The sequence below is a fragment of the Acidovorax benzenivorans genome (genome assembly GCF_028680575.1).
Taxonomy (GTDB): Bacteria; Pseudomonadota; Gammaproteobacteria; order Burkholderiales; family Burkholderiaceae_C; genus Acidovorax; species Acidovorax benzenivorans.
On record NZ_JAPCKI010000013.1, the window covers coordinates 84,109 to 108,799 of the forward strand.

31 protein-coding genes and 1 tRNA gene are annotated in these 24,691 nt (G+C 63.9%); 4 read left to right on the forward strand and 28 right to left on the reverse strand.

All coding sequences use genetic code 11. The annotated features are described in order from the left end of the window. Positions 1-29 precede the first annotated feature (29 nt). Positions 30-1,013, reverse strand: coding sequence for a M23 family metallopeptidase (locus OIN59_RS18835; protein ID WP_274112693.1), 984 nt, complete (start codon positions 1,011-1,013; stop codon positions 30-32). A 32-nt stretch (positions 1,014-1,045) separates the two neighbouring features. Between OIN59_RS18835 and OIN59_RS18840 the strand changes: the two genes are divergently transcribed. Further along, positions 1,046-1,345, forward strand: a complete 300-nt coding sequence (locus OIN59_RS18840) for a hypothetical protein (RefSeq protein ID WP_274112694.1) — start codon at positions 1,046-1,048, stop codon at positions 1,343-1,345. Between the two features lie 43 nt (positions 1,346-1,388). On the opposite strand, the gene OIN59_RS18845 is transcribed toward OIN59_RS18840, so the two are convergent. From OIN59_RS18845 to petA, 6 genes are all read right to left on the reverse strand, one after another. Then, positions 1,389-1,464, reverse strand: a tRNA-Thr gene (locus OIN59_RS18845). 49 nt (positions 1,465-1,513) lie between these two features. Next, positions 1,514-2,053, reverse strand: coding sequence for a ClpXP protease specificity-enhancing factor (locus tag OIN59_RS18850; protein ID WP_274112696.1), 540 nt, complete (start codon positions 2,051-2,053; stop codon positions 1,514-1,516). Positions 2,054-2,105: 52 nt separating this feature from the next. Then, the gene (locus OIN59_RS18855; protein WP_005794209.1) at positions 2,106-2,717 is read right to left on the reverse strand and encodes a glutathione S-transferase N-terminal domain-containing protein; all 612 of its coding nucleotides are present in this window, start codon (positions 2,715-2,717) and stop codon (positions 2,106-2,108) included. Positions 2,718-2,818: 101 nt separating this feature from the next. Next, positions 2,819-3,580, reverse strand: coding sequence for a cytochrome c1 (locus OIN59_RS18860; RefSeq protein WP_274112699.1), 762 nt, complete (start codon positions 3,578-3,580; stop codon positions 2,819-2,821). A gap of 17 nt (positions 3,581-3,597) precedes the next feature. Continuing rightward, positions 3,598-5,013, reverse strand: coding sequence for a cytochrome b (locus tag OIN59_RS18865; protein WP_274112701.1), 1,416 nt, complete (start codon positions 5,011-5,013; stop codon positions 3,598-3,600). Positions 5,014-5,024: 11 nt separating this feature from the next. After that, a complete protein-coding gene (petA, locus tag OIN59_RS18870; protein WP_274112703.1) occupies positions 5,025-5,624 on the reverse strand; it encodes a ubiquinol-cytochrome c reductase iron-sulfur subunit in 600 nt (199 codons plus the stop codon). A gap of 145 nt (positions 5,625-5,769) precedes the next feature. Between petA and mscL the strand changes: the two genes are divergently transcribed. After that, on the forward strand, positions 5,770-6,198 hold the full coding sequence (mscL, locus tag OIN59_RS18875) for a large conductance mechanosensitive channel protein MscL (protein ID WP_274112706.1): 429 nt from the start codon (positions 5,770-5,772) through the stop codon (positions 6,196-6,198). 210 nt (positions 6,199-6,408) lie between these two features. On the opposite strand, the gene pdxA is transcribed toward mscL, so the two are convergent. Both pdxA and OIN59_RS18885 read right to left on the reverse strand, forming a co-directional pair. Continuing rightward, a complete protein-coding gene (gene pdxA / locus OIN59_RS18880) occupies positions 6,409-7,437 on the reverse strand; it encodes a 4-hydroxythreonine-4-phosphate dehydrogenase PdxA (protein WP_274112708.1) in 1,029 nt (342 codons plus the stop codon). Positions 7,438-7,558: 121 nt separating this feature from the next. Beyond that, positions 7,559-8,335 carry a Nif3-like dinuclear metal center hexameric protein gene (locus OIN59_RS18885; RefSeq protein WP_274112710.1) on the reverse strand — a complete coding sequence of 259 codons (777 nt, stop codon included), beginning with the start codon at positions 8,333-8,335 and terminating at the stop codon, positions 7,559-7,561. Between the two features lie 138 nt (positions 8,336-8,473). Between OIN59_RS18885 and OIN59_RS18890 the strand changes: the two genes are divergently transcribed. Then, positions 8,474-9,622 (forward strand): Do family serine endopeptidase, encoded by a 1,149-nt coding sequence (locus OIN59_RS18890; RefSeq protein ID WP_274112712.1) that lies wholly within the window; start codon positions 8,474-8,476, stop codon positions 9,620-9,622. A gap of 352 nt (positions 9,623-9,974) precedes the next feature. Here OIN59_RS18890 and tatC read toward each other — a convergent pair whose 3' ends face one another. The 16 genes from tatC to OIN59_RS18970 all read right to left on the reverse strand — a co-directional run bounded on the left by tatC (position 9,975) and on the right by OIN59_RS18970 (position 20,770). Further along, positions 9,975-10,769, reverse strand: coding sequence for a twin-arginine translocase subunit TatC (gene tatC, locus OIN59_RS18895; protein WP_274112714.1), 795 nt, complete (start codon positions 10,767-10,769; stop codon positions 9,975-9,977). A 59-nt stretch (positions 10,770-10,828) separates the two neighbouring features. Then, positions 10,829-11,290: a Sec-independent protein translocase protein TatB gene (tatB, locus tag OIN59_RS18900; protein ID WP_274112716.1), complete on the reverse strand. Its 462-nt coding sequence runs from the start codon at positions 11,288-11,290 to the stop codon at positions 10,829-10,831. A gap of 52 nt (positions 11,291-11,342) precedes the next feature. After that, the gene (gene tatA / locus OIN59_RS18905; RefSeq protein WP_274112719.1) at positions 11,343-11,585 is read right to left on the reverse strand and encodes a Sec-independent protein translocase subunit TatA; all 243 of its coding nucleotides are present in this window, start codon (positions 11,583-11,585) and stop codon (positions 11,343-11,345) included. A gap of 116 nt (positions 11,586-11,701) precedes the next feature. Further along, a complete protein-coding gene (locus OIN59_RS18910) occupies positions 11,702-12,058 on the reverse strand; it encodes a histidine triad nucleotide-binding protein (protein WP_274112721.1) in 357 nt (118 codons plus the stop codon). A gap of 70 nt (positions 12,059-12,128) precedes the next feature. Beyond that, entirely contained in the window at positions 12,129-13,166 is a 1,038-nt protein-coding gene (locus tag OIN59_RS18915) for a patatin-like phospholipase family protein (RefSeq protein ID WP_274112723.1), read from the reverse strand. Then, positions 13,159-13,545 (reverse strand): DUF4870 family protein, encoded by a 387-nt coding sequence (locus tag OIN59_RS18920; protein WP_274112725.1) that lies wholly within the window; start codon positions 13,543-13,545, stop codon positions 13,159-13,161. The genes OIN59_RS18915 and OIN59_RS18920 overlap by 8 nt, the downstream gene beginning before the upstream one ends. Beyond that, positions 13,542-13,916, reverse strand: a complete 375-nt coding sequence (locus tag OIN59_RS18925) for a phosphoribosyl-ATP diphosphatase (protein ID WP_274112727.1) — start codon at positions 13,914-13,916, stop codon at positions 13,542-13,544. Before OIN59_RS18925 ends, OIN59_RS18920 begins: the two co-directional genes overlap by 4 nt. 20 nt (positions 13,917-13,936) lie before the next feature. Beyond that, positions 13,937-14,335 (reverse strand): phosphoribosyl-AMP cyclohydrolase, encoded by a 399-nt coding sequence (gene hisI / locus OIN59_RS18930; protein WP_274112729.1) that lies wholly within the window; start codon positions 14,333-14,335, stop codon positions 13,937-13,939. 124 nt (positions 14,336-14,459) lie between these two features. Continuing rightward, entirely contained in the window at positions 14,460-15,260 is an 801-nt protein-coding gene (gene hisF / locus OIN59_RS18935; protein WP_274112731.1) for an imidazole glycerol phosphate synthase subunit HisF, read from the reverse strand. Between the two features lie 7 nt (positions 15,261-15,267). After that, on the reverse strand, positions 15,268-16,008 hold the full coding sequence (hisA, locus tag OIN59_RS18940) for a 1-(5-phosphoribosyl)-5-[(5-phosphoribosylamino)methylideneamino]imidazole-4-carboxamide isomerase (RefSeq protein ID WP_121422435.1): 741 nt from the start codon (positions 16,006-16,008) through the stop codon (positions 15,268-15,270). A gap of 65 nt (positions 16,009-16,073) precedes the next feature. Further along, positions 16,074-16,751: an imidazole glycerol phosphate synthase subunit HisH gene (hisH, locus tag OIN59_RS18945; RefSeq protein ID WP_055399227.1), complete on the reverse strand. Its 678-nt coding sequence runs from the start codon at positions 16,749-16,751 to the stop codon at positions 16,074-16,076. Between the two features lie 51 nt (positions 16,752-16,802). Beyond that, positions 16,803-17,441 carry an imidazoleglycerol-phosphate dehydratase HisB gene (gene hisB, locus OIN59_RS18950; RefSeq protein WP_274112736.1) on the reverse strand — a complete coding sequence of 213 codons (639 nt, stop codon included), beginning with the start codon at positions 17,439-17,441 and terminating at the stop codon, positions 16,803-16,805. Continuing rightward, positions 17,438-18,559, reverse strand: a complete 1,122-nt coding sequence (gene hisC, locus OIN59_RS18955; protein ID WP_274112738.1) for a histidinol-phosphate transaminase — start codon at positions 18,557-18,559, stop codon at positions 17,438-17,440. Before hisC ends, hisB begins: the two co-directional genes overlap by 4 nt. Continuing rightward, entirely contained in the window at positions 18,556-19,008 is a 453-nt protein-coding gene (locus OIN59_RS18960; protein ID WP_274112740.1) for a PIN domain-containing protein, read from the reverse strand. The genes hisC and OIN59_RS18960 overlap by 4 nt, the downstream gene beginning before the upstream one ends. Before the next feature lie 14 nt (positions 19,009-19,022). Continuing rightward, the gene (locus OIN59_RS18965; protein ID WP_015012682.1) at positions 19,023-19,247 is read right to left on the reverse strand and encodes a hypothetical protein; all 225 of its coding nucleotides are present in this window, start codon (positions 19,245-19,247) and stop codon (positions 19,023-19,025) included. 68 nt (positions 19,248-19,315) lie between these two features. After that, the gene (locus tag OIN59_RS18970) at positions 19,316-20,770 is read right to left on the reverse strand and encodes an aminotransferase-like domain-containing protein (protein ID WP_274112742.1); all 1,455 of its coding nucleotides are present in this window, start codon (positions 20,768-20,770) and stop codon (positions 19,316-19,318) included. Between the two features lie 151 nt (positions 20,771-20,921). Here OIN59_RS18970 and OIN59_RS18975 point away from each other — a divergent pair, with 151 nt between their 5' ends. Next, on the forward strand, positions 20,922-21,335 hold the full coding sequence (locus OIN59_RS18975) for a DUF2917 domain-containing protein (protein ID WP_274112744.1): 414 nt from the start codon (positions 20,922-20,924) through the stop codon (positions 21,333-21,335). Here OIN59_RS18975 and hisD read toward each other — a convergent pair. The 3 genes from hisD to murA are packed head-to-tail and all read right to left on the reverse strand — an operon-like array spanning position 21,322 to position 24,657. Beyond that, positions 21,322-22,704 (reverse strand): histidinol dehydrogenase, encoded by a 1,383-nt coding sequence (hisD, locus tag OIN59_RS18980; RefSeq protein WP_274112746.1) that lies wholly within the window; start codon positions 22,702-22,704, stop codon positions 21,322-21,324. The two genes, OIN59_RS18975 and hisD, sit on opposite strands and share 14 nt — an antisense overlap. Before the next feature lie 19 nt (positions 22,705-22,723). Beyond that, a complete protein-coding gene (hisG, locus tag OIN59_RS18985) occupies positions 22,724-23,371 on the reverse strand; it encodes an ATP phosphoribosyltransferase (protein WP_056641761.1) in 648 nt (215 codons plus the stop codon). 11 nt (positions 23,372-23,382) lie between these two features. Next, entirely contained in the window at positions 23,383-24,657 is a 1,275-nt protein-coding gene (gene murA, locus OIN59_RS18990; protein ID WP_274112750.1) for a UDP-N-acetylglucosamine 1-carboxyvinyltransferase, read from the reverse strand. Positions 24,658-24,691 lie beyond the last annotated feature (34 nt).

Genomic DNA, 24,691 nt, shown 5'->3' on the forward strand with positions numbered 1-24,691 from the left:
TGCGGGCAGAGAACGCCGGACCCGCGATTTTACCTGCCCGGTGCCGGTGCGGTCGGCTGTCCCGCCAACGCGGAGGGCTGAACTGCGGCTACCTGTGCGCCAGTGGCCGTGCCACCCGCATTCAGGAACTTCTGTGGGTCCTGGAAAACACCCTGCACCAGCACCTCAAAGTGCAGATGTGGCCCCGTGGAACGCCCCGTCGTGCCAACCTCCGCAACCTTTTGACCGCGACGCACAATGTCACCCTGCTTGACCAGGACGCGCGAAGCATGGGCATAGCGCGTCACCAGATGGTTGCCATGATCCACTTCAATCATGTTGCCGTAGGCGGGGTGGTATTCCTGGGTAACGACCACCCCCCCGGCTGCAGCCAGGATGGAAGTGCCGGTATCGGCCTGGAAATCCAGCCCCGTGTGCAACGCCGACTGCCCCGTGATGGGATCGACCCGCCAGCCAAAGCCCGAACCCGCCGCACGCCCCGTGACGGGCGCGTGGGTCGGAATCATCTTCTTGCGAATGTGCTGGTCAAACAGGCGGGATTCGAGCACCGTCATCAGGTCCACACGCTGGTTGGTCAGGCGCTCCAAATCGTCCAACGTGGCTTGCAGCTCCTCCATGGACAGGTTCCGTGCACTCACCAAGGCGCCACCGCGCGCATCCGGCCTCTGAATGTCGGCGGGCGCCATGCCTGCCAGCCCCAGCACACGGTCGCCCAGAGACTCAAGCTGCACCATGCGCGCCTGCATTTCGCCCACGCGCCGTGCCATGGCATCGAGATTGGCGCGCATGAATCGATCACGCTCTGCAACCTCATCCTTGATTACAAGGCGTACCAGCGAGCCCACAATGGGCCAGCCTTCGCGCGCGCCTTTCAGGAAAACCCAGTGGTACATCCCCGCAGCCACCACCATCAGACACAGCGACACAGCGAGCCCCGCCAGAACCAAGCGCGTTCCAGACAAGTGAATGGCCCGGCTGCGCGCCAGTCTGGCGTCCGTGATAATCAAATGCACTGCCAATACTCCACGCCCGAAGACGCCACACCATGAATCGCCGCCACTACGCCGTCACGCTGCAGCAAGCCAGTGAGGACTCCCCCACGCTGGCCAAGCTCACAGCGCTGACACGCGACTCCAGTGATCGGCTCAAGGCCATTGAATTGCTGATTCCCGCCGCGCTGCGCCCAGCCGTTCAGGCAGGCCCCATTGACGGGGACAGCTGGTGCCTGCTGGTCAAAAGCAACGCGGCGGCGGCAAAAATACGCCAACTGCTGCCTGCTTTGCAGGCGCATCTGCGCAGTCGGGGGTGGGAGGTTAACGCGATTCGCCTGAAAGTTCAAACCTGACGGCCAGCGTCAGTGACAGGGAACGCAAAAAAAGCAAGAGAAATGGTGCCGGTTGTCGGAATCGAACTGACGACCTACCGCTTACAAGGCGGGTGCTCTACCAACTGAGCTAAACCGGCGAAGGCGGTATTTTATCCTGCAAAAACCGCCCAAAATTTAAAACTGCAGCTATTTGATACGCTTCAGCGAGGGGCGTGCACCGCCTTGGGCAGGCGGCGGTCGAGGCGCATCGCCACCATCCTCTTTATGGCTGTCTTCCACGCCCACCAATTGCACGATGCGATCTTCCGCAGGCGCAGCAACCGCGGCCTCTTCCGTTTGCGCCGGGGAAGGCGCCGCAGCTGCAGACAATGCAGCAGGAGCATCGCCAGCTGACGACAACAGATCCACAGGTGGCGGGAAAGCCATGCCCTGCCCGTTTTCGCGGGCGTAGATGGCAATCACACGGCCCACAGGCACCAGAATTTCGCGGGGTTTGCCACCAAAACGAGCCTTGAATTCGATGAACTCATTGCCCAGTTGCAGCGCGCTGGTCGCATCAAAGCTGATGTTCAGAACGATCTCGCCGTCCTTCACATACTCGCGCGGCACCTGCACGGAATCGTCCACACGCACCGCCACGTAAGGCGTCAACCCGTTGTCGGTGCACCATTCGTACAGCGCACGAATGAGATAGGGGCGCGTGGAGGTCGATTCCTGTGCGGTCATGGATGGCGGTGTTACGGCTGCGATGGAAGAAGTGGAGTCTGCAGGCCGCTGCTTACTTGCGCATGACCTTTTCGGACGGCGTCAGTGCTTCGATGTAGGCAGGGCGCGAGAAGATGCGCTCAGCGTACTTGAGCAGCGGAGCCGCATTCTTGGACAGATCGATGCCGTAGTAGTCGAGACGCCAAAGCAGCGGCGCAATGGCCACGTCCAGCATCGAGAAGTTGTCACCCAGCATGTACTTGTTCTTGAGGAACACCGGGGCGAGCTGCGTCAGGCGGTCACGGATGTGGGCGCGCGCCTTTTCCAGCGCCTTCTCGTTGCCCTTGGTCGCACGCGATTCGAGCGTATTCACGTGCACGAACAATTCCTTCTCGAAGTTGAGCAGGAACAGGCGCACGCGGGCGCGATCCACCGGGTCACCGGGCATCAGCTGCGGATGAGGGAAGCGCTCGTCGATGTACTCATTGATGATGTTCGACTCGTACAGGATCAGGTCGCGCTCGACCAGGATTGGCACCTGGCCGTACGGATTCATCACGCTGATGTCTTCGGGCTTGTTGTACAGGTCCACATCGCGGATTTCAAAGTCCATGCCTTTTTCAAACAGGACAAAACGGCAGCGGTGGGAGAAGGGACAGGTCGTACCCGAATAAAGCACCATCATGGTGGGAGGCTCCTAAAAATCAAAAGAGTGGGACGCCAAAAGCGCCCACTCTGCAATAAATCCAATGGCACCCCGAAAGGTGCCGATGATGGATGTGACGTTTACTTGACGTCTTTCCAGAACGCTGCGTTCAGGCGCCATGCGATGACAGTAAACACACCCAGGAAAATCAACACCCAAACGCCTACGCGCCAGCGTGTGTTTTGTGCGGGCTCACCCATCCACTGCAAATAGTTCACCAGATCGCCAATGTTCTGATCGAACTGCACCGGCGTCATCGTACCGGGCGTGATCTGCTCCCAGCCCTTGAACACCTGGGTCTTGTGGCCGTGACTCTCGTGCTCTTCAAACACGGGACGACGTTCGCCCTGCAACTGCCAGAGTACATGGGGCATGCCCACGCTGGGGAAAACCAGATTGTTCCAACCCGTGGCCTTGGTGTCGTCGCGGTAGAACGTGCGCAAGAAGGTGTACAGATAGTCGGCCCCCGTGCCGCCATGGCCCGCACGCGAGCGGGCAATCACGGTCAGATCAGGCGGGTTGGCGCCGAACCATTCCTTGGCCTGCTTGGGGTCAATCGAGGCCTTCATGGTTTCACCCACCTTGTCGGTAGTGAACAGCAGGTTGTCCTTGATCTGTTGCTCGGTCAGACCGATGTCGCGCAGGCGGTTGAACCGCATGTACGCCGCCGAGTGACAGCTCAGACAGTAGTTGACGAACACCTTGGCGCCGTTTTGCAGCGAAGCCAGGTCATTGGTCTTGTTGGGCGCCTTGTCCCAGACAATCGTGTCACCACCCGATGCATGGGCAGCACCCGCAGCCAGACCCACAGCGGCGATCAACGTGAGGATGAGTTTTTTCATTGTGGTTATCTCCAGGCTCAGTGCGCCACAAAGGTCACGCGGTCGGGCACTGGCTTGGTTTGGCCAATGCGGCTCCACCAAGGCATCAGCAGGAAGAAGCCGAAGTAGAACAGGGTGCCCACTTGCGACACGCGCTCGCCGATCGGCGATGGAGGCTGCACACCCAGATAGCCCAGGATCAGGAAGTTGATCACAAAGATGCCGTACAGGTACTTGTGCCAGTCGGGGCGGTAGCGAATCGACTTGACGGGGCTGTAGTCCAGCCAGGGCAGGAAGAACAGGATGATCACGGCACCACCCATCACCACCACCCCCCAGAACTTGGCATCGATGGACAGCATCATGGCCACGACCACAAGGGCCACACCCACGATCCCAGCCTTGATGAAGCTGGGCAGCTTGGCCTTGAGCACGCCAAAACCGGCACCCGCCACCACGCACAGGATCAGGGCATACATCATCTCAGTGGTGATGGCACGCAGCATCGAATAGAACGGCGTGAAGTACCAGACCGGAGCGATGTGCGCAGGCGTCTTGAGCGGATCGGCAGGGATGAAGTTGTTGTATTCGAGGAAATAGCCACCGAACTCAGGAGCAAAGAACACCACGGCCGTGAACGCCATCAGGAACATGCTCAGCGCGAAGATGTCATGCACCGTGTAGTACGGATGGAAGGGCACGCCATCGAGTGGCTTGCCGTTGGCATCCTTGGGAGCCTTGGGGCCCTTGATTTCCACACCGTCAGGGTTGTTGGAGCCGACGTCGTGCAGCGCCAGCAAGTGCGCCACGACCAAGCCCAGCAGCACCAGAGGCACGGCAATCACGTGGAAGCTGAAGAAGCGGTTCAGCGTAGCGTCGCCCACCACGTAGTCGCCACGGATCAGCAACGCCAGATCAGGACCGATGAAGGGGATGGCGGCGAACAGGTTCACGATCACCTGGGCACCCCAGTACGACATCTGACCCCAGGGCAGCAGATAGCCCATAAAGGCCTCGGCCATCAGGCAAAGGAAAATCGCGCAGCCAAAGATCCAGACCAGTTCGCGCGGCTTGCGGTAGCTGCCGTAGATGAGGCCACGGAACATGTGCAGGTACACCACCACGAAGAACGCCGAGGCGCCCGTGGAGTGCATATAGCGGATCAGCCAGCCCCAGGGCACGTCGCGCATGATGTACTCGACCGATGCAAACGCCAGATTGGCATCGGGCTTGTAGTGCATCACCAGGAAGATGCCGGTCACGATCTGGATCACCAGCACGACCAGTGCCAACGAGCCGAAGATGTACCAGAAGTTGAAGTTCTTCGGAGCGTAATACTCCGACATGTGCACCTTGTAAGCGTCAAAGGCCGTTGGGAACCGGTTCTCGAACCAGTTGGTGACCTTGGCGCCTGCGGAGGCGTTTGGCGAGATTTCTTTGAATTCGTGGGCCATGTCGTTCTCCGTCAAGCCTTCTTGTCTTCACCGATCACGAGGCGCGTGTCGGACAGATACATGTGCGGAGGGACTTCAAGGTTGTCGGGGGCAGGCTTGTTCTTGAAGACACGGCCCGCCATGTCGAACGTGGAGCCGTGGCAGGGGCACAAGAAACCGCCCTTCCAGTCGTCGGGCAGCGAAGGCTGCGCGCCAGGCTGGAACTTGTCCGAGGGCGAACAACCCAAGTGCGAGCAGATGCCCACACCCACAAAAATTTCTGGCTTGATTGAGCGCGCCTCGTTGCGGGCGTACTCGGGCGTGAGCTCGGCGGGCTTGCGCTCCGACTTGGGATCGGCAAGCTGGCCGTCGAGCTTGGGCAACTCTGCCAGCTGCTCGGGCGTGCGCTTGATGATCCAGACGGGCTTTCCACGCCACTCCACAGTGACCTTTTCTCCAGGTTTGAGGGCGGAGATATCCACCTCGACAGCAGCACCAGCGGCTTTGGCACGCTCTGAGGGCTGGAAAGTACTCACGAAAGGAACGGCGGTTGCCACGCCGCCCACCGCACCAGCACATGCTGACGTGATGATCCACGTCCGCTTGCTGGAGTCGATTGGAGTGTCACTCATGGGGATCCTCGATGAACATCGCTAGATTGGGGTCAACCGCGAATTGTAGCGGAGTGAAAATGGTTATTTCAAAGTGGTTTGCTGGCTTGACAGGGGTACGAACCGAGCAATACTCCCGCATCACTGTTTTACAAGGAGCAACGAGATGGGGATGATGCAAGAGTTCAGGGAGTTTGCGGTCAAGGGCAATGTGGTTGACCTCGCGGTGGGCGTCATCATTGGCGGCGCATTTGGCAAGATCGTGGATTCAGTGGTCGCAGACCTGATCATGCCGGTGGTGGGGCTGGTCTTCGGCAAGCTCGACTTTTCCAACCTGTTCATCGTGCTGGGCAACGTGCCGCCAGGCACCGGCGCCACACTCGATGCACTCAAAAAAGCTGGCGTACCGGTGTTTGCCTACGGCAACTTCCTGACTGTGGCGGTCAACTTTGTGATCCTTGCGTTCATCATCTTCATGATGATCAAACAGATCAACCGCCTCAAGCGCGAAGCCCCTGCTGCACCCGCCGCGCCGGTGGCCCCTCCCGAGGACATCGTGCTGCTGCGCGAGATTCGCGACAGCCTGAAAAAATAAAATGCCCCTTGGGGACGCGGTGCTTTGCGCCGCCTGAAAGAAACAGAAACGCCACCGCCGCGCCGGTAAAGCCAGCCGCCGGTGGCGTCAGTTCGTAAGGGGTCCCATTCGCGCCGTTGCGACTCTGTATGGCGCTCACTTTCAGCTGTTTATTTGATGTCGATCAGCGGTTGGCACAGGGCTCCGCAGCCGGTTAGAGCAAGTTCTTGGTCACCCACACAGCGCACGCGCCATGCGCACTGCCTCAACAAGGCTAGAGGCGTCTGCAACGCCCTGCCCCGCAATGTCAAACGCTGTGCCATGGTCCGGGCTGGTGCGCACCAGCGGCAAACCCAAGGTCACGTTCACGCCCTTTTCCACCCCCAGGTACTTCACAGGGATCAAGCCTTGATCGTGGTACATCGCGATGACCACATCAAACTCGCCCGCACGCTGCGGAGTGCTGCGGGCGCGCATGAACACCGTGTCGGGCGCAAACGGGCCATGCACATCCTGCCCCTGCGCACGCGCGGCTGCAATGGCCGGGGCTATCACCTCCAGCTCCTCGCGGCCGAACAGCCCGCCCTCGCCCGCATGGGGGTTCAGCCCTGCCACGCCCATGCGGGGCACACGGCCCAGACTGCGCTGCAGAGCAGCGTGGGTGATTTGCAGCGTCTGCAGCACGTTGTCCTGCGTCACCGCCGCAATCGCATCGCGGAGCGACACGTGAATGCTGACAAGCACGGTGCGCAGCTCGTCGTTCGCCAGCATCATGCGCACAGGCATCTGGGCCAACGGCACACCCTGGTGCGCAGCGGCCTCTGCCTGCAGAAGCTCCGTGTGCCCCGGAAAATCCACCCCCGCAGCCGACAGCGCCTCCTTGTGCAACGGCGCCGTCACCAGCGCCGCTACATCCCCACGCAGTGCTGCACGCGCCGCCCAGACCACACTGTCGGCCGCAGCACGGCCCGCTGCTGCGCTGACCTGCCCCCAAGGCTGCGGGCCAGGGATGCCCGGCAATTGCAGCACGGGCACACAGCGGGGAGGCACATCCGCCACATCGCCCGGCGAGTGGATCTGCGCCACGGGCAAACTGGGCACGCCGGGGCGCGTGATGACTTGCGCAGCGCGCCGCAAAGTGGCCACATCACCGGCCACAAAGCAGTGGCGCAGTTGATCGGGCGCGTCACGGAAGGCCTTGGCCACAATCTCGGGGCCGATGCCGGCAGGGTCACCCTGGGTGATCGCGATAGGTTGCATGGATTGCATGGGTTTGAGGCCAAATGTGCCGATAGCACCCGCTACCAAAGCGCCACAAGCTATGAATAAGTGAGCAAACTACATCCAGCGACAGCAGTGCAGCACGATGCGATGCAATGCGTTACGCGGGATTATCGATTTCGATGAACTGGTGACTCAGCCCCCACTGGCCCGCTACATGGGCTGTTACTGCGGGTGCGCCATAGCGCTCGGTGGCATGGTGCCCGGCAGCAATGAAACTCACGCCCATCTCGCGCGCCAGGTGCGCCTGGGGCTCGGAGATTTCACCGGTGATAAACGCATCCGCCCCTGCAGCGATGGCCGACTCGAAATACCCTTGCGCACCACCCGTGCACCACGCCACTCGGCGCACGGGACGTTGTGGGGGGGCCGCATCACCCGCCGCATCGCCTGGCGGCACCAGGGTCACGGGACGACCCAGCGCCTTGGCAACATGGTCGGCCAGGGCCTGGGCATTGTCAAACGCCACTGGGGCTGCAAAGCCCAGGTCCTGCTCGCCAAACCGCGCATCGGCGGCCCAACCCAACACGCGGCCCAGCTGCGCGTTGTTGCCCAGCTCGGCGTGGGCATCCAGCGGCAGGTGGTAGGCAAACAGGTTGATATCGTGTGCCAGCAGCAGCTGCAGCCGCTGCTTCATCCAACCCGTCACGCGGCCATCCTGCCCGCGCCAGAACAGGCCATGGTGCACAAAAATGGCGTCGGCCTGCGCGGCAATGGCCGCCTCGATCAGCGCACGGCTGGCAGTGACGCCACTGACCACGCGCCGGATCTCGGCCTTGCCCTCGACCTGCAGGCCGTTGGGGCCGTAGTCCTTGAAGCGCTCTGGTTGCAGCAGGCTGTCAAACGCCTGCAAAAGTTGACTGCGGTGAATGCTCATGCCGCTATTGTGGCGCGCCATCCGCGCCCCCACATTGGGAGACAATCCCACCATGGAGGGAGCACCCAGGTCGCCACAGCGAGCTTGCAGGACCCGCCTCCATCGCCCACCCTGTACTACCACCGGTAAGCACTTTTCATGAAGCGACTCTGGCTGCTGTTCTCCCAGTCCGTGACGGTCCTCGTTGCGGCCTATTTTGTTGTTGCCACACTGCAGCCCGAATGGCTGGGCCGGGGCACCACGCGCTCCGGGGCGGGCATTGCACTGCTGGAGGCACCGGCCACACCGTTGTCCCAGCCGGTGGCTGGCAGCTTCAGCACCGCAGCCCGCAAGGCGGCGCCCGCCGTGGTCAGCATCAACACCAGCAAGGAAGTGCGCCACCCGCGCAGCAACGACCCCTGGTTCCAGTTCTTCTTTGGCGACCAAGGCAGCCAGGCGCAAGCCGGCCTGGGCAGTGGAGTGATCGTGAGCCCCCAGGGCTACATCCTGACCAACAACCACGTGGTCGAAGGCGCCGACGAAATCGAAGTCACCCTCACCGACAGCCGCCGCGCCCGCGCGCGCGTGATCGGCACCGACCCCGACACCGACCTGGCCATCCTCAAGATCGAACTGGACAAGCTGCCCGTCATCGTGCTGGGCAACTCAGACGCCCTGGACGTGGGCGATCAGGTTCTGGCCATTGGCAACCCCTTCGGCGTAGGACAGACCGTGACCAGCGGCATCGTGAGTGCGCTGGGCCGCAGCCAGTTGGGCATCAACACGTTTGAGAACTTCATCCAGACCGACGCAGCCATCAACCCCGGCAACTCGGGCGGCGCGCTGGTCGATGTGAACGGCAACCTCATGGGCATCAACACCGCGATCTACTCGCGCTCGGGCGGCAGCATGGGCATCGGGTTTGCCATTCCGGTGTCCACGGCGCGCATGGTGCTGGACGGCATCGTCAAGGACGGCCAGGTCACGCGCGGCTGGATTGGCGTGGAGCCCAACGAGCTGTCGCCCGAACTGGCCGAAACCTTTGGCGTGAAAAAGGCAACCGAGGGCGTGATCATCACCGGCGTACTACAGGACGGCCCCGCCGCCCAGGCTGGCATGCGCCCAGGGGACGTGATCGTGAGCGTGGACGGCAAGACTGTGGGCAATGTGTCGCAGCTGCTGACGGCCGTGGCGGCGCTCAAGCCAGGCCAGGCCGCATCGTTTGAGGTGCAACGGGCCGACAAGCAGGTCGAACTGAGCATCAACCCTGGCGTGCGCCCCCGGCCGCAGCGCAATGTGAAGCGCTAGCGCTGTCGCGATCGCCGCTCAGAGGTGATCCTGCCGCATTCGGGTACGGACCTCCCCTGAAACGGGTGCGCAGAATCGATTCGGGAAGGGCCGACTGCAGGGGTGTTGCTGCGGCGTTCAGAACGGTGAACAGGCGAGCGAAAAGGGCTTTGGCACGGGATGCAGAGACTCCGTGCGCCGCGCCGGCCACCCTCCGCGCATCACTATAAAAATCATAGCTACTAGCGCTTATTGCATAAGCGCCTGCAGCTGTTTTTACTTGATTTTTTTGTATCACCACCGTGGGGAGCCCCACGGGCCAGCTCTGGGTATAGGCCTTGCCCCGCCCCTCCAGAAGGCAATGGCTGGTAGGTCAGGACGCGGAAGCGGATTCCCCTGGCTCTTCGGGCGCCTTGGTGTGCTTGATGAAGATCTGCGCGGCCCAGATGCCCACCTCGTAGAGCAGGCACATGGGTACGGCGAGAGATAGCTGCGAAACCACATCGGGCGGAGTGACGACGGCGGCAATCACAAACGCGATCACGATGAAATAGCCACGGAATTCACGCAGCTTCTGCACACTCACGATGCCCATGCGCGCCAGCACCACCACGGCAATCGGCACCTCAAAAGACAGGCCAAACGCAAGGAACATCGATAGCACGAAGCTCAGATAGGCCTCGATGTCAGGCGCGGCCGTGATGCTCTTGGGGGCAAAACTCTGGATGAAGGCGAACACCTGGCCGAACACCAGGTAGTAGCAAAACGCCACGCCGATGAAGAACAGCAGCGTGCTGGAGACCACCAGCGGCAGCACCAGTTTCTTCTCGTGCGAATACAGGCCTGGCGCCACGAAGGCCCACACCTGCCACAGCACAAAAGGCAATGCCAGCAAAAAGGCCGACATCAGCAAAATCTTGAGCGGCACCATGAACGGCGAAATCACCGACGTGGCGATCAGCGTGGCCCCCTTGGGCAGGTGGGCGACCAGGGGAGCGGCCAGAAAGTCGTACAGCGCGCCAGGACCAGGAAAGAAGAACAGGATCGCCGCTGCAATGGCAATGGCAATAATGGCCTTGACCAACCGGTCGCGCAGCTCCATGAGGTGCTGTACGAACGGTTGCTCGGTACCGGCCAGTTCGTCTTCTTTGGTGGGGGTTTCGGACATGTTGGGTTTTCGTGGGCGTCAGGGCCGCCCATGCAGCGCACGGGGCGCGTCAGGCTGCATCAGTGGAATTTTTGGGGGCGGTAGCGTGCCACGCGGGCCGCGCCAGACTGTGCCTTGGTGCGCACGCCGCTTTTGGCCTTGTACCACTGGGGCACAGCGCCACGCTTGAGGCGCCAGTTCTTGCCGGGGTGCTTGTAGGCAGGCACCACGGTGGTCTGGTCCTGCAGGGCCGCACTGGCGGTATCGGTGGCCTCGGCCCAGTCTTTCTCGAACTCGCTGGCGCTGGTCTGGATGGTGTTGTGCACGTCGCGTGCGGCGTTCTCCACCGTGTCCTTCATCTTCTTGAGCTCATCGAGCTCCATGGACCGGTTGACCTCCGCCTTCACGTCGGACACATAGCGCTGCGCCTTGCCCAGCAAGGTACCGACGGTGCGGGCCACGCGGGGCAGCTTCTCGGGGCCAATGACGATCAGCGCCACGGCGCCGATCAGCGCCATTTTGGACAGGCCAATATCAATCATGGATCAGGCGCCCGTGCAAAGCAGGCTGCGGCTGCGGGTCAGCAACACGCACTCAGCTCTTTTGCTTGGCTTCGACATCGATGGTGGTCTTGTCGGCGGCCTGGCTGTTGGCTACCTGACCAGCGGGCGGGGTGGTGGTGGCAGCGGCATCCGAAGCGCCGTCCTTCATGCCGTCCTTGAAGCCCTTGACGGCGCCCCCCAGGTCGGAGCCCATGTTCTTGAGCTTCTTGGTACCAAACACCATCACAACGATCAACAGCACGATCAGCCAGTGCCAGATGGAAAAAGAGCCCATGAAATATCTCCTAACGAATTGCAATCATTTTAGACGGGGGGCGTGACAGGAATTCAGTGCCGGGGCATGCCGACGCATCTCTATCTGGCACGATCGTCAGCCTGGTTCAGCCTAGTTCAGCCTTTAAGCCACGGACGGGGGCCGCCCATCACGTGGATATGCAGGTGATGGACTTCCTGCCCGCCTTCAAGCCCCGTGTTTACCACGACGCGAAAGCCACCCTCCGGGTACGGGTTGCAGCCCTGCTCCAGTGCCAGCCTTGGCGCCAGCGCCATCATGCGCCCCAGCACCCCGGCGTGCTCTGGGGTGACCTGCGCCATGGAAGGGATATGCAGCTTGGGCACCATCAAGAAATGCACCGGCGCCCACGGGTGAATGTCGTGAAAGGCGAAGATTTCTTCGTCCTCATAAACCTTCTTGGAGGGAATCTGGCCCGCGATGATTTTGCAGAAAAGGCAGTTCGGATCGTGCATGGGAGGGATCGGAGCAAAGGGAATCAGGGGTACAGGCGCGGATCAACCCTGAGGGCGCTTCGCGCGTGAGCTAGGCATTGTCAGCGATCTTGATGCTGGGGCGCACACCCACGTCCTTGCGGTGCGCGCGCAGCCAGTCCTGCCCCGCAGCACGGCCCAGGGCAAACAGCTTGCGCACAAACGACAGGTCTGCGCGCAACTTGCTGTCGGCCCCGAAGGGCGCCAACACCGAACCACCATCGATGCGGTGCATGCGCACGCTCTTGTAGCGACGGGCATCGAGCTTGCCCTCGGCGAGCAGGCGGCGAACGAACTCGATGGCACGCAGCTCGGCCAGCAGGCTGGCGTTGAAGGTGACTTCGTTCATGCGCTCCATGATCTCGGAGGCGTTGTTGGGCACGTCCAGATGCTCCACGGGGTTGATCTGCACCAGCAGGATGTCCGAGGTGTCGGTCTGGTAGATCAACGGATGCAACGCAGGGTTGCCCGAATAGCCGCCGTCCCAATAGGCCTCGCCCTCGATCTCGACCGCCTTGAACAGCATGGGCAGGCAGGCCGACGCCATCACCGCATCGACGCTCAGCCGGGGCCCGAAGAAAATTTCGCCCCGGCCGGTGCGCACATTGGTCGCACACACAAACACCTTGGGGCCGACCACGCCGGTGCGGGCGGAGCACAGCAGGCTGAAATCCACCTCGCGCTCCAGCAGCTTGCGCAAGGGGTTGATCCCCAGCGGATTGGTCTGGTAGGGCGAGAACCACTGCGACATCATGCCCACCAGCGGGTTGGCGGCAGACAGGGGCGTTCCCCAGGTCAGGCTGCCCAGCGCGCCCACCCCTTCCCACAGGCGGGTAAGCGACTCGCGCGCCAATGCGCAGCCCGCCAGGTGGGCGTCTTCGGGGTCTTTGTGCTGCTGCGCTGCCTGCGCAAACCCGTGCGCCAGGGCCACGGCGTTCATGGCGCCAGCGCTGGTGCCGCTGACACCATCGAGCTGCCACTGGCCGTCTTCCAGCAGCGCATCCAGCACACCCCAGGTGAGTGCGCCGTGCGAGCCGCCGCCCTGCAACGCGAGGTTCAGACGCGGGCGGGGACGAGCTGCTTCAGGCATCCACCGCCTGGCTCTTGTTCATGGCCACCATGCCACGCACGATGCGGTACAGGAACCAGATGGAGATCAGGCCCCAGGCGATCATGCCGGGCACCACCAGCAGCAGCCACAACGGCGAAGTCACCACATAGAGCACCCCCGCCCAGATGACGGTGCGGATGCGCCACGAGAAATGGTTGGCCTGCCAGGTGCCTTCGGCATCGCCTTTTTTCACCAGGTCGATCACCAGTGCCACGATCAGCAGCGCAGCGCCGGGCTGCGCGCCCGGGATGACCGCCCCCAGCGCCACGATCAGGTGCAGCGCATAGCTGACCCAGCCGATGGCCTTCAGGTCCTCGGCCTTCTGGTCGTTGGTCTGCACATCGATGATGTCGCTCACGGCGTGCCTTCTTCGGCAGCGCGCTCCGCCACCTTGCGCAGTGCCTTTTCCTCGATGCCGCTGGTGCCTTCACGGCGCTCCAGCTCGGCCACCACATCGGCAGGCGTGAGGCCGTAATGGGCCAGCGCCACCATGGTGTGGAACCACAGGTCGGCCACTTCGTAGACGATCTTGGACTTGTCGGCGCCGTGGTCGACATCCTTGGCGGCCATGACCACCTCGGTGGCTTCTTCGCCGATCTTCTTCAGGAAGGAATCAGGCCCCTTGTGCAGCAGGCGCGACACGTAGCTGGTGGCCGGGTCGCCGCCGTTGGCGGGCTTGCGGCTTTCGATGACGGCGGCCAGGCGCGCCAGGGAATCGTTGGAACTCATGGTCTTGTCGTCCATTGCCATTATTTGTAGATGGATTCGGGGTCTTTCAAGACCGGCTCGACCGCGTGCCAGACCCCGTCCTTGAGCACACTGAAGAAGCAGCTGTGGCGGCCCGTGTGGCAGGCGATGCCGGGCTCGTGGCCCTGCTGGGTGACCTTGAGCAGCACCACATCGTTGTCGCAGTCCAGGCGGATCTCGTGCACGGTCTGCACGTGGCCGGACTCTTCGCCCTTGAACCACAGCTTCTTGCGCGAGCGGCTGAAGTACACGGCGCGGCCGAGTTCAGCGGTTTTCGCCAGGGCCTCGCGGTTCATCCACGCAAACATCAGCACGTCGCCCGTGCCCTGCTCTTGCGCAATTACGGGCACCAGGCCCTGCGCATCCCATTTCACTTCGTTGAGCCAGTTCATGGGGGCCATTGTCGGTGATCCGGATGGCACGCCAGGGCACACCACGGCACGCACCCGCACTTTTGAAGCATTTTTGACCGCTAGCGCAGATGTGATATGCGCAAGCAGCTATCGAATCAGGAGCAAATGCTGATCACATCCGCACAGGGATGCCGCGCTCTGCCATGCGCTGCTTGGCCTGGCCCACGGTGTATTCGCCGTAGTGGAAGATGCTGGCGGCCAACACCGCGTCAGCGCCACCGGTCTGGATGCCGTCGGCCAGGTGGTCGAGGTTGCCCACGCCGCCCGAGGCGATCACGGGCACGCTCACCGCATCGCTCACCGCGCGGGTCAGCTCCAGGTCAAAGCCCGCCTTGGTGCCGTCGCGGTCCATGCTGGTCAGCAGGATTTCGCCCGCACCGCGCTGCGCCATCTCGGTCGCCCAGGCGATGGCGTCCAGGCCCGTGTTCTTGCGGCCGCCGTGGCTGTACACATCCCAGCCCGCACCCACAGGCTGGCCGTTGGCGCCCAGGCGTTGGGCGTCCTCGGCCGAGCGGCGCTTGGCGTCGATGGCCACCACGATGCACTGCGCGCCATAGCGGGCAGACACGGCGTTGATGACATCAGGGTTGGCAATGGCGGCCGAGTTGAAGCTGGTCTTGTCGGCGCCCGCGTTGAGCAGCCTGCGCACGTCTTCCACGGTGCGCACACCGCCACCCACGGTGAGCGGAATGAACACCTGGCTGGCCACCGCCTCGATGATGTGCAGGATGAGGTCACGGCCATCGCTGGTGGCGGTGATGTCGAGGAAGGTGAGCTCGTCAGCGCCCTGCGCGTTGTAGCGGGCGGCGATTTCGACCGGGTCACCCGCGTCACGCAGTTCGACGAAATTGACGCCCTTGACCACGCGGCCTCCGGTGACGTCGAGGCAAGGGATGATGCGTTTGGCGAGCATGCAGTCCTTAGCCGTTCAGTTCGTCGGCACGCGCTTGAGCCGCAGCAAAGTCGAGGTCGCCGCTGTAGATGGCGCGGCCGCAGATCACACCTTCGACGCCTTCGCTCTCCACCGCGCACAGCTGCTCGATATCGGTCATGTTCGACAGGCCGCCCGAGGCGATCACGGGGATGCTCAAAGCCTGGGCCAGCTTCACCGTAGCGTCGATGTTGATGCCCGACAGCATGCCGTCGCGGCCGATGTCGGTGTAGATGATGGATTCGACGCCCCAGTCCTCGAACTTCTTGGCCAGGTCCACGACCTCGTGGCCGGTGAGCTTGCTCCAGCCGTCGGTAGCGACTTTGCCGTCCTTGGCGTCGAGCCCCACGATGATGTGGCCGCCGAAGGCGCTGCAGGCGTCCTTCAGAAAACCGGGGTTCTTGACCGCAGCCGTGCCGATGATCACGTAGCGCAGGCCGCCGTCGATGTATTTCTCGATGGTGTCCAGGTCGCGGATACCGCCGCCCAACTGCACGGGAATGTCGTCGCCCACCTCTTTCAGAATGGACTTGATGGCGCTGTAGTTCTTGGGCACGCCCGCAAACGCACCGTTCAAGTCCACCAGGTGCAGGCGGCGTGCACCGGCATCCACCCATTTGCGCGCCATGGCGGCGGGGTCTTCACCAAAGGTGGTGGATTGGTCCATATCGCCTTGTTTGAGGCGTACGCAGTGGCCGTCTTTGAGGTCGATGGCGGGGATGAGCAGCATGGTGGTGAAGTTCGGGTGAAAAAGGGCGAGACGCAGCTCGGCCCGAACGGGTGGCGGTTAAGGGATCAGGGATTCCAGTGCAGAAAATTGCGGTACAGGGCCAAGCCATGCTCCGCGCTTTTCTCCGGGTGAAACTGGGTGGCAAAAATATTATCGCGTGCAATGGCGGCGGCGAACAAACCGCCGTAGTCCGTTTGCCCTGCGCAGTGGGCAGGATTTTGCGGCACGGCGTAGAAACTGTGCACAAAGTAAAAGTAGCTGCTGTCCGGCACGCCAGCCCACACCGGGTGCACGCCACCGCCGTGGTGGGCGTGGGGCATCTGCCGCACCTGGTTCCAGCCCATCTGGGGCACCTTGAAGCGGCTGCCGTCAGGCTGGGTGCGGCCTGCCAGGTCGAACTTGAGCACATCACCAGGGATGAGGCCCAGGCCCGGCGTATCCCCCTCGGCGCTATGGTCCAGCAGCATCTGCATACCTACACACACGCCGAACATTGGCTTGGAGGCAGCGGCTTCGAGCACCGATTCCTGCAGGCCGGACTCGCGCAGCTCGCGCATGCAGTCGGGCATGGCGCCCTGCCCTGGCAGCACGATGCGCTGGGCGGCGCGCACGTCTTCGGGGCGCTGGGTGACGACCACGGTCCAGCCCGTGCCCTCGGCGGCGGCCTGCACGGCCTGCGACACCGAGCGCAGGTTGCCCATGCCGTAGTCCACGACCGCCACTGTTTTTGCTTCCATATTCATAGCTACTAGCGCTTATCCATCAAGCGATAGCGCCTGATTTAACCCAAAATTTCACAACGAACCCTTGGTGGAGGGGATGACACCGGCCGAGCGCGGGTCGCGCTCCAGCGCCGCGCGCAGCGTGCGCCCGAACGCCTTGAAGATGGTCTCGCACTGGTGGTGTGCGTTGACGCCCTTGAGGTTGTCGATGTGCAGCGTGACGCCAGCGTGGTTCACAAAGCCCTGGAAGAACTCGAACACCAGTTGCGTGTCGAGCTGGCCGATGCTCCCGGCCGTGAACTTCACATCCATGTGCAGCCCGGGGCGGCCCGAAAAATCGACCACCACGCGCGATAGCGCTTCGTCCAGCGGCACGTAGGCATGCCCGTAGCGGCGGATGCCCTTCTTGTCGCCCACGGCGCGCGCAAAAGCCTGGCCCAGCGTGATGCCCACGTCTTCCACGGTGTGGTGGCCGTCGATGTGCAGGTCGCCTTCGCAGTCGATGTCCAGGTCGATCAGCCCGTGGCGGGCGATCTGGTCGAGCATGTGGTCAAAGAAACCGATGCCGGTGGAGAGCTTGGCCTGGCCGGTGCCGTCGAGGTTGATGCGCACGCGGATGCGCGTTTCGGCGGTGTTGCGGCTGACCTCGGCGATGCGGTCGGCCATCGGGTCGGCCGATGGGGCGGAGGGTACGAGTGCGGAGGAAGTCATAGGGAGGCTTGGAGTGCTGCCAGCATCTGCGCGTTGTCTTCGGCATTGCCTACCGTCAGGCGCAGGCAGTTGGCCAGCAATGGGTGCATTGTAGAAACGTTCTTGACGAGCACCTTGCGGTTTTTCATACCCTCGTAGGCCTTGGCGGAATCCGCCACACGGATCAGCACCATGTTGGCCTCGCTGTCCCAGCACTTTTCGACACCCGGCATCTGGCGCAACGCGGCGATGAGCGTGGCGCGTTCGGCACGGATTTCTGCCGCCTGGGCGGCGAAAACCTCGGCGTGTTCAAGCGCAAACAGCGCGGCTTCGCAGTTGAGCACGCTCACGTTGTAGGGCGGGCGCACCTTGTCGATCTCGCTCACGAACGCCGAGGGCCCGATGAGGTAGCCCAGGCGCACGCCTGCCAGACCAAACTTGCTGAGCGTGCGCATGAGCAGCACATGGGCGTTGCGCGCGGGCTCGGCCCGCATGCGGTCGATCCAGGTGCGGCTGGCAAAGGGCTGATAGGCCTCGTCCATGACCACGATGCCGCCCTGCGCGCCCGCGGCGTCGATGATGCGCTGCACTGCGCCCTCGTTCCACAGCGTGGCCGTGGGGTTGTTGGGGTAGGCGATGTAGGTGATGGCGGGGTTGTGCTGCGCGATGGCGGCCAGCATGGCGGGTTCGTCCAGCTCGAAGTCGGGCGTGAGTGGCACGCCGACAAAGTCCAGGCCCTGCAGTTGCGCCGACAGCGGGTACATCACAAAACCCGGCATGGGCGCGAGCATGGTGGCGCGCTGGCCCGTGCCGGGTTGTGCGCAGGCCAGGGCCAGCAGGGTGATGAGCTCATCCGAGCCGTTGCCCAGCACGATGCCGTAGCCCTCGGGCATGCCCGCGTACTGTGCCAGAGCCGCCTTCAGGTCGGCAATGCGGTCGCCGGGGTAGCGGTTGAGTGCCAGCGCACCCAGGCGCTGGCCCAGCGCGGCCTGCAGATGTGCGGGCAGGCGGAACGGGTTCTCCATGGCGTCCATCTTGAGCATGCCGGTGGAGGGCTGCACGCCATACGCGTGCATGGCACGCACGTCGGGGCGGATGCGGGCCAGGGCTTGGAGTGGGGACGACGCAGGAGTAGTCATTCGGTAGTGTCCAGTTCGTTGGGGGTAACAAGAAACGGGTTGATGGGGCGCACGGCGTCCAGTGGCTGGTTGTGCGGCAGGGCTTCGGTCAGCAGGTAGCGGCAGCCCTGCTGGTGGGCGGACGAGAGGATGAGCGCATCCCAGTAGCCCAGGCGGTAGCGGTCCTGCAGGTCCCAGGCGCCGTCCACGGTGTAGGAGTCCAGGTGCGGCGGCAGCCACACGCGCAGGCGGCGCACCTGGGCGCGCACCTGCTGCAGCACGTGGGGGCCGTCAAAACGCTGGATGGCCTGGTTGTACAGCTCGTTGAGCACCTGCGAGCTGATGCGGCCGCTGCGGGTCTGCCAGCAAAAGCTGATCCATTCGCGGGCGCGCGCCTGGCGCTCTGCATCGCGGTCGTCCACGCTGGCGAGCAGGATTTCGGTATCGACAAAGATGGGGGAGGTGCTCATGTGCTCTGCCCCGTTCAGCGCAGAAACAGGGTTTCGCGGGGCACGTAGGGCCCGCTCGATGCGCCCCAGGACTCAAAACCCAGCGCCTCGCGCATGGCCTGGGCGTAGGCGTCTTCCTGGCGCATCTTTTCGGCCAGCCATTCACCGAGCAGACGCGAGACGCTGCTGCCGCGCTTGGCGGCTTCCACGCGCACCCATTCGGCAACGGTGTCGTCCATGGTCACGGTGATGTTTTTCATGGGTTAAATATTACACGAACTTCGTGCGCCACGAACTTCGTGTTCATCAAAAAACCAAAAACACCCATCTACGCGGCCTTGCGTTGTGCCTCTTTCTGCAGCATCTGGCACGCCATGTCGCCCACGGTGCACAGGGCCTCCAGGTGGGCAGGTGTCCAGTCACCGCCCACGCCAATGCGCAGGCAGTTGCGAAACCGCCCGCTGGCGCTGAACACGGTACCGGGCGCGATCAGGATCTGCCGGGCCAGGCAGGCCTCATGCAGTTGCACCGAATCGAGCGCGCGTGGCAGCTCCAGCCACAGCAGCAGGCCGCCGGGCGGGTCGCTCACGCGTGTGCCCTGCGGGAAGTGCGCGGCGATCACGTGGCGCACCTCGTCCATGCGCGCCGCCACGGCCGCCCGCAGCTGGCGCATGGCCGCAGCGTGGCCTGCCTGGGTGATGAGGTCGGCCAGCGCCAGCTCCAGCACGGCCGACTGGCCACCGGCCTGCAGGTCCTTGATGGCGCGCAGCTTTTCGGCCCAGCGCCCCGCCTCCAGCCAGCCCAGGCGCAGGCCCGGCGCCAGCGTCTTGGAGAACGAATCGCACAGCATCACATGGCCCGTGGTGTCGTACGACTTGACGGTGCGGCGCATCTCGTCCACCTCCACCAGGTCGTTGTAGATCGCGTCCTCGATCACCGCCATGTTGTGCCGCGCCGCCATCTGCACCAGGCGCTTGCGCTCGGCCTGGGGCATGCAGCTGCCCAGCGGGTTGCTGAGCGTGGGCACCACCATCACGGCCTTAACGGGCTGGGTGTCCAGCGCGAGTTGCAGCGCGTCGAGCGACAGGCCGTTGCGCGGGTGGGTGGGAATCTCCAGCGCCTTGAGGTGCAGGCCCTGCAGCACCTCCAGAAACGAAAAATGGGTGGGCGACTCCAGCGCCACCACGTCGCCGGGCTGCGTCACCGCGCGCAGGCACAGCGCAATGCTGTCCATGCAGCCCCCGGTGATCACGATGTTCTCCGGATCCAGGCTGCAGCCCAGGCCGACGGCGTAGCGCGCCAGGGCACGGCGCGCGTCTTCATGGCCCGAAGAGGCCGGGTACGTGCACAGCAGGTTGCGGTGGCGCTGCGCGGCACGCACCACGGCGCGGCGCACACGGTCGGGGTTGAACAGCTCGGGGCCGGGGGTGCCGCTGCTGTACGAAATGATGTCCACCGGCTGGTTGCGCCCCAGGATGCGCTGACCCAGCCAGTCCACCGACACCTCGCGTGGGCGGCGCATCGGGCGCGGCGTGCTGGGCTCGGGCAGGCTTACCGGCCGCGCCGCCACAAAAAAGCCCGAGCGCGGGCGCGCGGTGATCAGGCGCGCATCCTCCAGCCAGTGGTAGGCCTGCACCACCGTGGTCTGCGCCACGCCATGCTGGCGCGCCAGTTCACGCACAGAGGGTAGCTTTTCGCCGCGCGCCAGGGTGCCGTTGCGGATCAGCTGTGCGAGCTGCTCGGCGATTTGCAAGTAGAGCGGAGGTGCGTCATCGGTGGCCATGCTGCATTCTGTACTGGCAGCTCGGCCAATAGCCCGTACAGAGGCATGCCAGCACGACCAGTACAGATGGGTTGGTTCGCTATTCTGTACTGGCTCAGATCGTCCCTGCCTGTGGCTGGTGGCGCGCGGCAGCTGGCCGCACAGTGAAGGCATGAACTCGCTGCACACCCCCACCCCGCCGTCGCCCGCCCTGCTCAGCCAGCCTGCGGGTCCCCTCACCCTGCAATGGAAGCGCCAGCCCCTGCCGCCGCTGCAGGCCGTCCAGGTGCTGGACTTCCGTGCGGGCGAGATCGCCCTGCTCGAAGTGGAACAAGGCCGCGTCTGGGTGACCTGTGATGGCCTGCTGGAGGATTATTTTCTGGAGGCCGGACAGCGCCTATCGTTCGCCGGACCCGTGCGGCTGCGGGTGAGCGCCGAAGGCCACCGGCCCGCGCGGCTGAGCTGGGCGCAGCACCGGGCAGTGGAAGGTGCTGCTTATCCGCCAGCACCCGCATCTGCCCATCAGCCCAAGGCAACGGCCCCCACACAGGGTGCCCTGCCCCGGGGCGCGGTCAGCGCAGCTTGATGGGCGTCTTGAGCCGCATCTCAGCAGCCCGTGCGTGGGCCTGCAGGCCCTCGCCATAGGCCAGCTCGGCGGCGATGGTACCCAGCACCTGCGCACCGGCCTCGCTCACCTCAATGAGGCTGCTGCGCTTCTGGAAGTCGTACACGCCCAGTGGCGACGAGAAACGTGCGGTACCGCTCGTGGGCAGCACGTGGTTGGGGCCTGCGCAGTAGTCGCCCAGGCTTTCGGAGGTGTAGGCCCCGAGGAAGATGGCGCCCGCATGACGCAGCAAAGGTTCCCAGCGGTGCGGGTCGGTGCTGCTGACCTCCAAGTGCTCGGGCGCGATGCGGTTGCTGATCGCGCAGGCTTCTTCCATGTCCTTGGTCAGGATCAGCGCGCCGCGGCCCGTGAGGCTCTTGGCGATGATCTCGGCGCGCGGCATGGTGGGCAGCAGGCGGTCGATCTCGCGCTGTACGGCGTCGAGGTAGGCGGCGTCGGGGCACAACAGGATGCTCTGCGCCAGCTCGTCATGCTCGGCCTGGCTGAAGAGGTCCATCGCCACCCAGTCAGGCGGTGTGGTGCCATCGGCCAGCACCAGGATTTCGCTCGGGCCAGCGATCATGTCGATGCCCACGGTGCCGAACACGCGCTTCTTGGCGCTGGCCACGTAGGCGTTGCCGGGACCTGTGATCTTGTCCACCTTGGGCACGGTGGCCGTGCCGTAGGCCAGCGCCGCCACGGCCTGGGCACCGCCAATGGTGAAGGCGCGCGTGACGCCCGCCACGTACGCGGCGGCCAGCACCAGCTCGTTGCGCTCGCCCTTCGTCGAGGTGCCCTCGCCCGTTCCACCGGTTGCCACGCTGCCGCGCACGGGCGTGGGCACCACCATGATGATTTCCTGCACACCGGCCACGTGGGCCGGGATGGCATTCATCAACAGGCTGGAGGGGTACGCGGCCTTGCCGCCGGGCACGTAGATGCCCACGCGGTCGAGCGGTGTGACCTTCTGACCCAGCAGCGTGCCGTCCTCGTCGCGGTAGCTCCAGCTCTCGCCCGAGGCCTTCTTCTGCGCCTCGTGGTAGCTGCGCACACGCTTGGCGGCGGCCTGCAGCGCGTCGCGCTGGGCCTGCGGAATGGCGTCGAACGCGGCCTTGAAGTCGGCCTGGGTCAGCTCCAGCGCCGCCATGTTGGGGGCGCTGAGGCCATCGAAACGGGCGGTGTACTCCAGCACGGCCGCGTCGCCGCGCTTTTGCACGTCGGCCAGGATGTCGGCCACGCGCTGCTCGATGGCCGCGTCGGTGTCGGCAGACCAATGCAGGCGGGCTGCAAAATCAGCCTCAAAAGTGGCCGCAGCGGTGGACAGACGGGCGGGAGCAGCTACCAAAGTCATAGTGCGTTCTAAGGTTGGGTCAGTTCTTTTCAGCGGGAATGGCCGATGCAAACGCATCGATGATGCGGCGCAGCGGTGCCTGCTTGAGCTTGAGCGCAGCCTGGTTCACGACCAGGTAGGAGCTGATGTCCATGATGCGCTCGACTTCGATGAGGTTGTTGGCCTTGAGCGTGTTGCCGGTGGACACCAGGTCCACGATCGCATCGGCCAGACCCGTCAGCGGCGCCAACTCCATGCTGCCGTAGAGCTTGACCATGTCCACGTGCACGCCCTTGCTGGCGAAGAAGTCGCGGGCAATGCCGGTGTACTTGGTGGCGACCTTGAGGCGCGAGCCCTGCTTGACGGCCTGGGCGTAGTCGAAGTCGTTGCGCACGGCCACACTCACGCGGCACTTGGCAATGCGCAGGTCCAGCGGCTGGTACAGGCCCTGGCCACCATGTTCGATAAGGGTGTCCTTGCCGGTCACGCCGATGTCGGCACCGCCGTATTCCACATAGGTGGGCACGTCGGTGGCACGCACCAGCACCACGCGCACGTTGGGCTGGTTGGTGGGCAAGATGAGCTTGCGCGATTTTTCGGGGTCTTCCAGCACCTCGATGCCTGCAGCGGCCAGCAGCGGCAGGGTTTCGTCAAAGATGCGGCCCTTGGAAAGGGCCAGGGTGATCATGTTGCCGGTGCTCATGCTTTCAGTCTTTCAATGTCGGCGCCAATGCCCCGCAGTTTGGCTTCCATGCAGTCGTAGCCACGGTCCAGGTGGTAGATGCGGTCCACCACGGTTTCGCCGTCGGCCACCAGGCCCGCGATGACGAGGCTGGCCGAGGCGCGCAGGTCGGTGGCCATCACGGTGGCGCCGGACAGGCGCGGTGTCCCCTCGATCACGGCCACCTTGCCATCGGTCTGGATCTTGGCACCCAGGCGCACCAGCTCGTTGACGTGCATGAAGCGGTTTTCAAAAATCGTCTCGGTCACCGTCGCCGTGCCCTGGGCGATGCAGTTGAGCGCCATGAACTGGGCCTGCATGTCGGTGGGAAAACCGGGGTACTCGGTGGTGCGAAAGCCCTGGGCCTTGAGCGTGGCGCCGCCTGCGCTTTGCACGCGAACGCCGCCGTCCATCGCTTGCACGGTAGCACCGGCCTCGCGCAGCTTTTCGATCACCGCGTCCAAGTGGTCGGCGCGGCCATGGCGCAGCAGCACATTGCCGCCCGTGGCTGCGACGGCGCACAAGAAGGTACCAGCCTCAATGCGGTCGGCCACCACGCGGTGGGTGCAGCCATGCAGCTTGTCCACGCCCTGGATGCGGATGCGGCTGGTGCCGTGGCCTTCGATCTTGGCGCCCATGGCGATCAGCATCTCGGCCAGGTCCGAAATTTCGGGCTCTTGCGCGGCGTTTTCGAGCACCGTCTCACCCTCGGCCAGCGCAGCGGCCATGAGGAAGTTCTCGGTGCCGGTCACGGTCACCATGTCGGTGGTGATGCGCGCGCCCTTCAGGCGCTTCCAGCCTGCGGGCAGCTTGGCGATCATGTAGCCGTGTTCAACCACGATCTCGGCGCCCATGGCGGCCAGGCCCTTGATGTGCTGGTCCACCGGGCGCGAGCCGATCGCGCAGCCACCGGGCAGCGACACCGTGGCCTCGCCAAAACGGGCCAGCAGCGGGCCCAGCGCCAGCACCGAGGCGCGCATGGTCTTGACCAGCTCGTACGGGGCTTCGGGCGTGCTCAGCGCACTGGCGTTGATATGCACGGTGCCGTCGTCGGCCCGCTCCGCCGCCACACCCATGTTGCGGATGAGCTTGAGCATGGTGCTCACATCCTGCAACTGGGGCACGTTGAGCAGGGTCACGGGCTCGGCCGTGAGCAAGGCAGCACACAACTCCGGCAAGGCGGCGTTCTTGGCGCCGGAGACCAGCACCTCGCCTTGCAAGCTGCGTCCGCCGCGAATCAGGAGTTTGTCCATCTCAATCAACCCAAATAGTGTTCAAAAGTGCCGC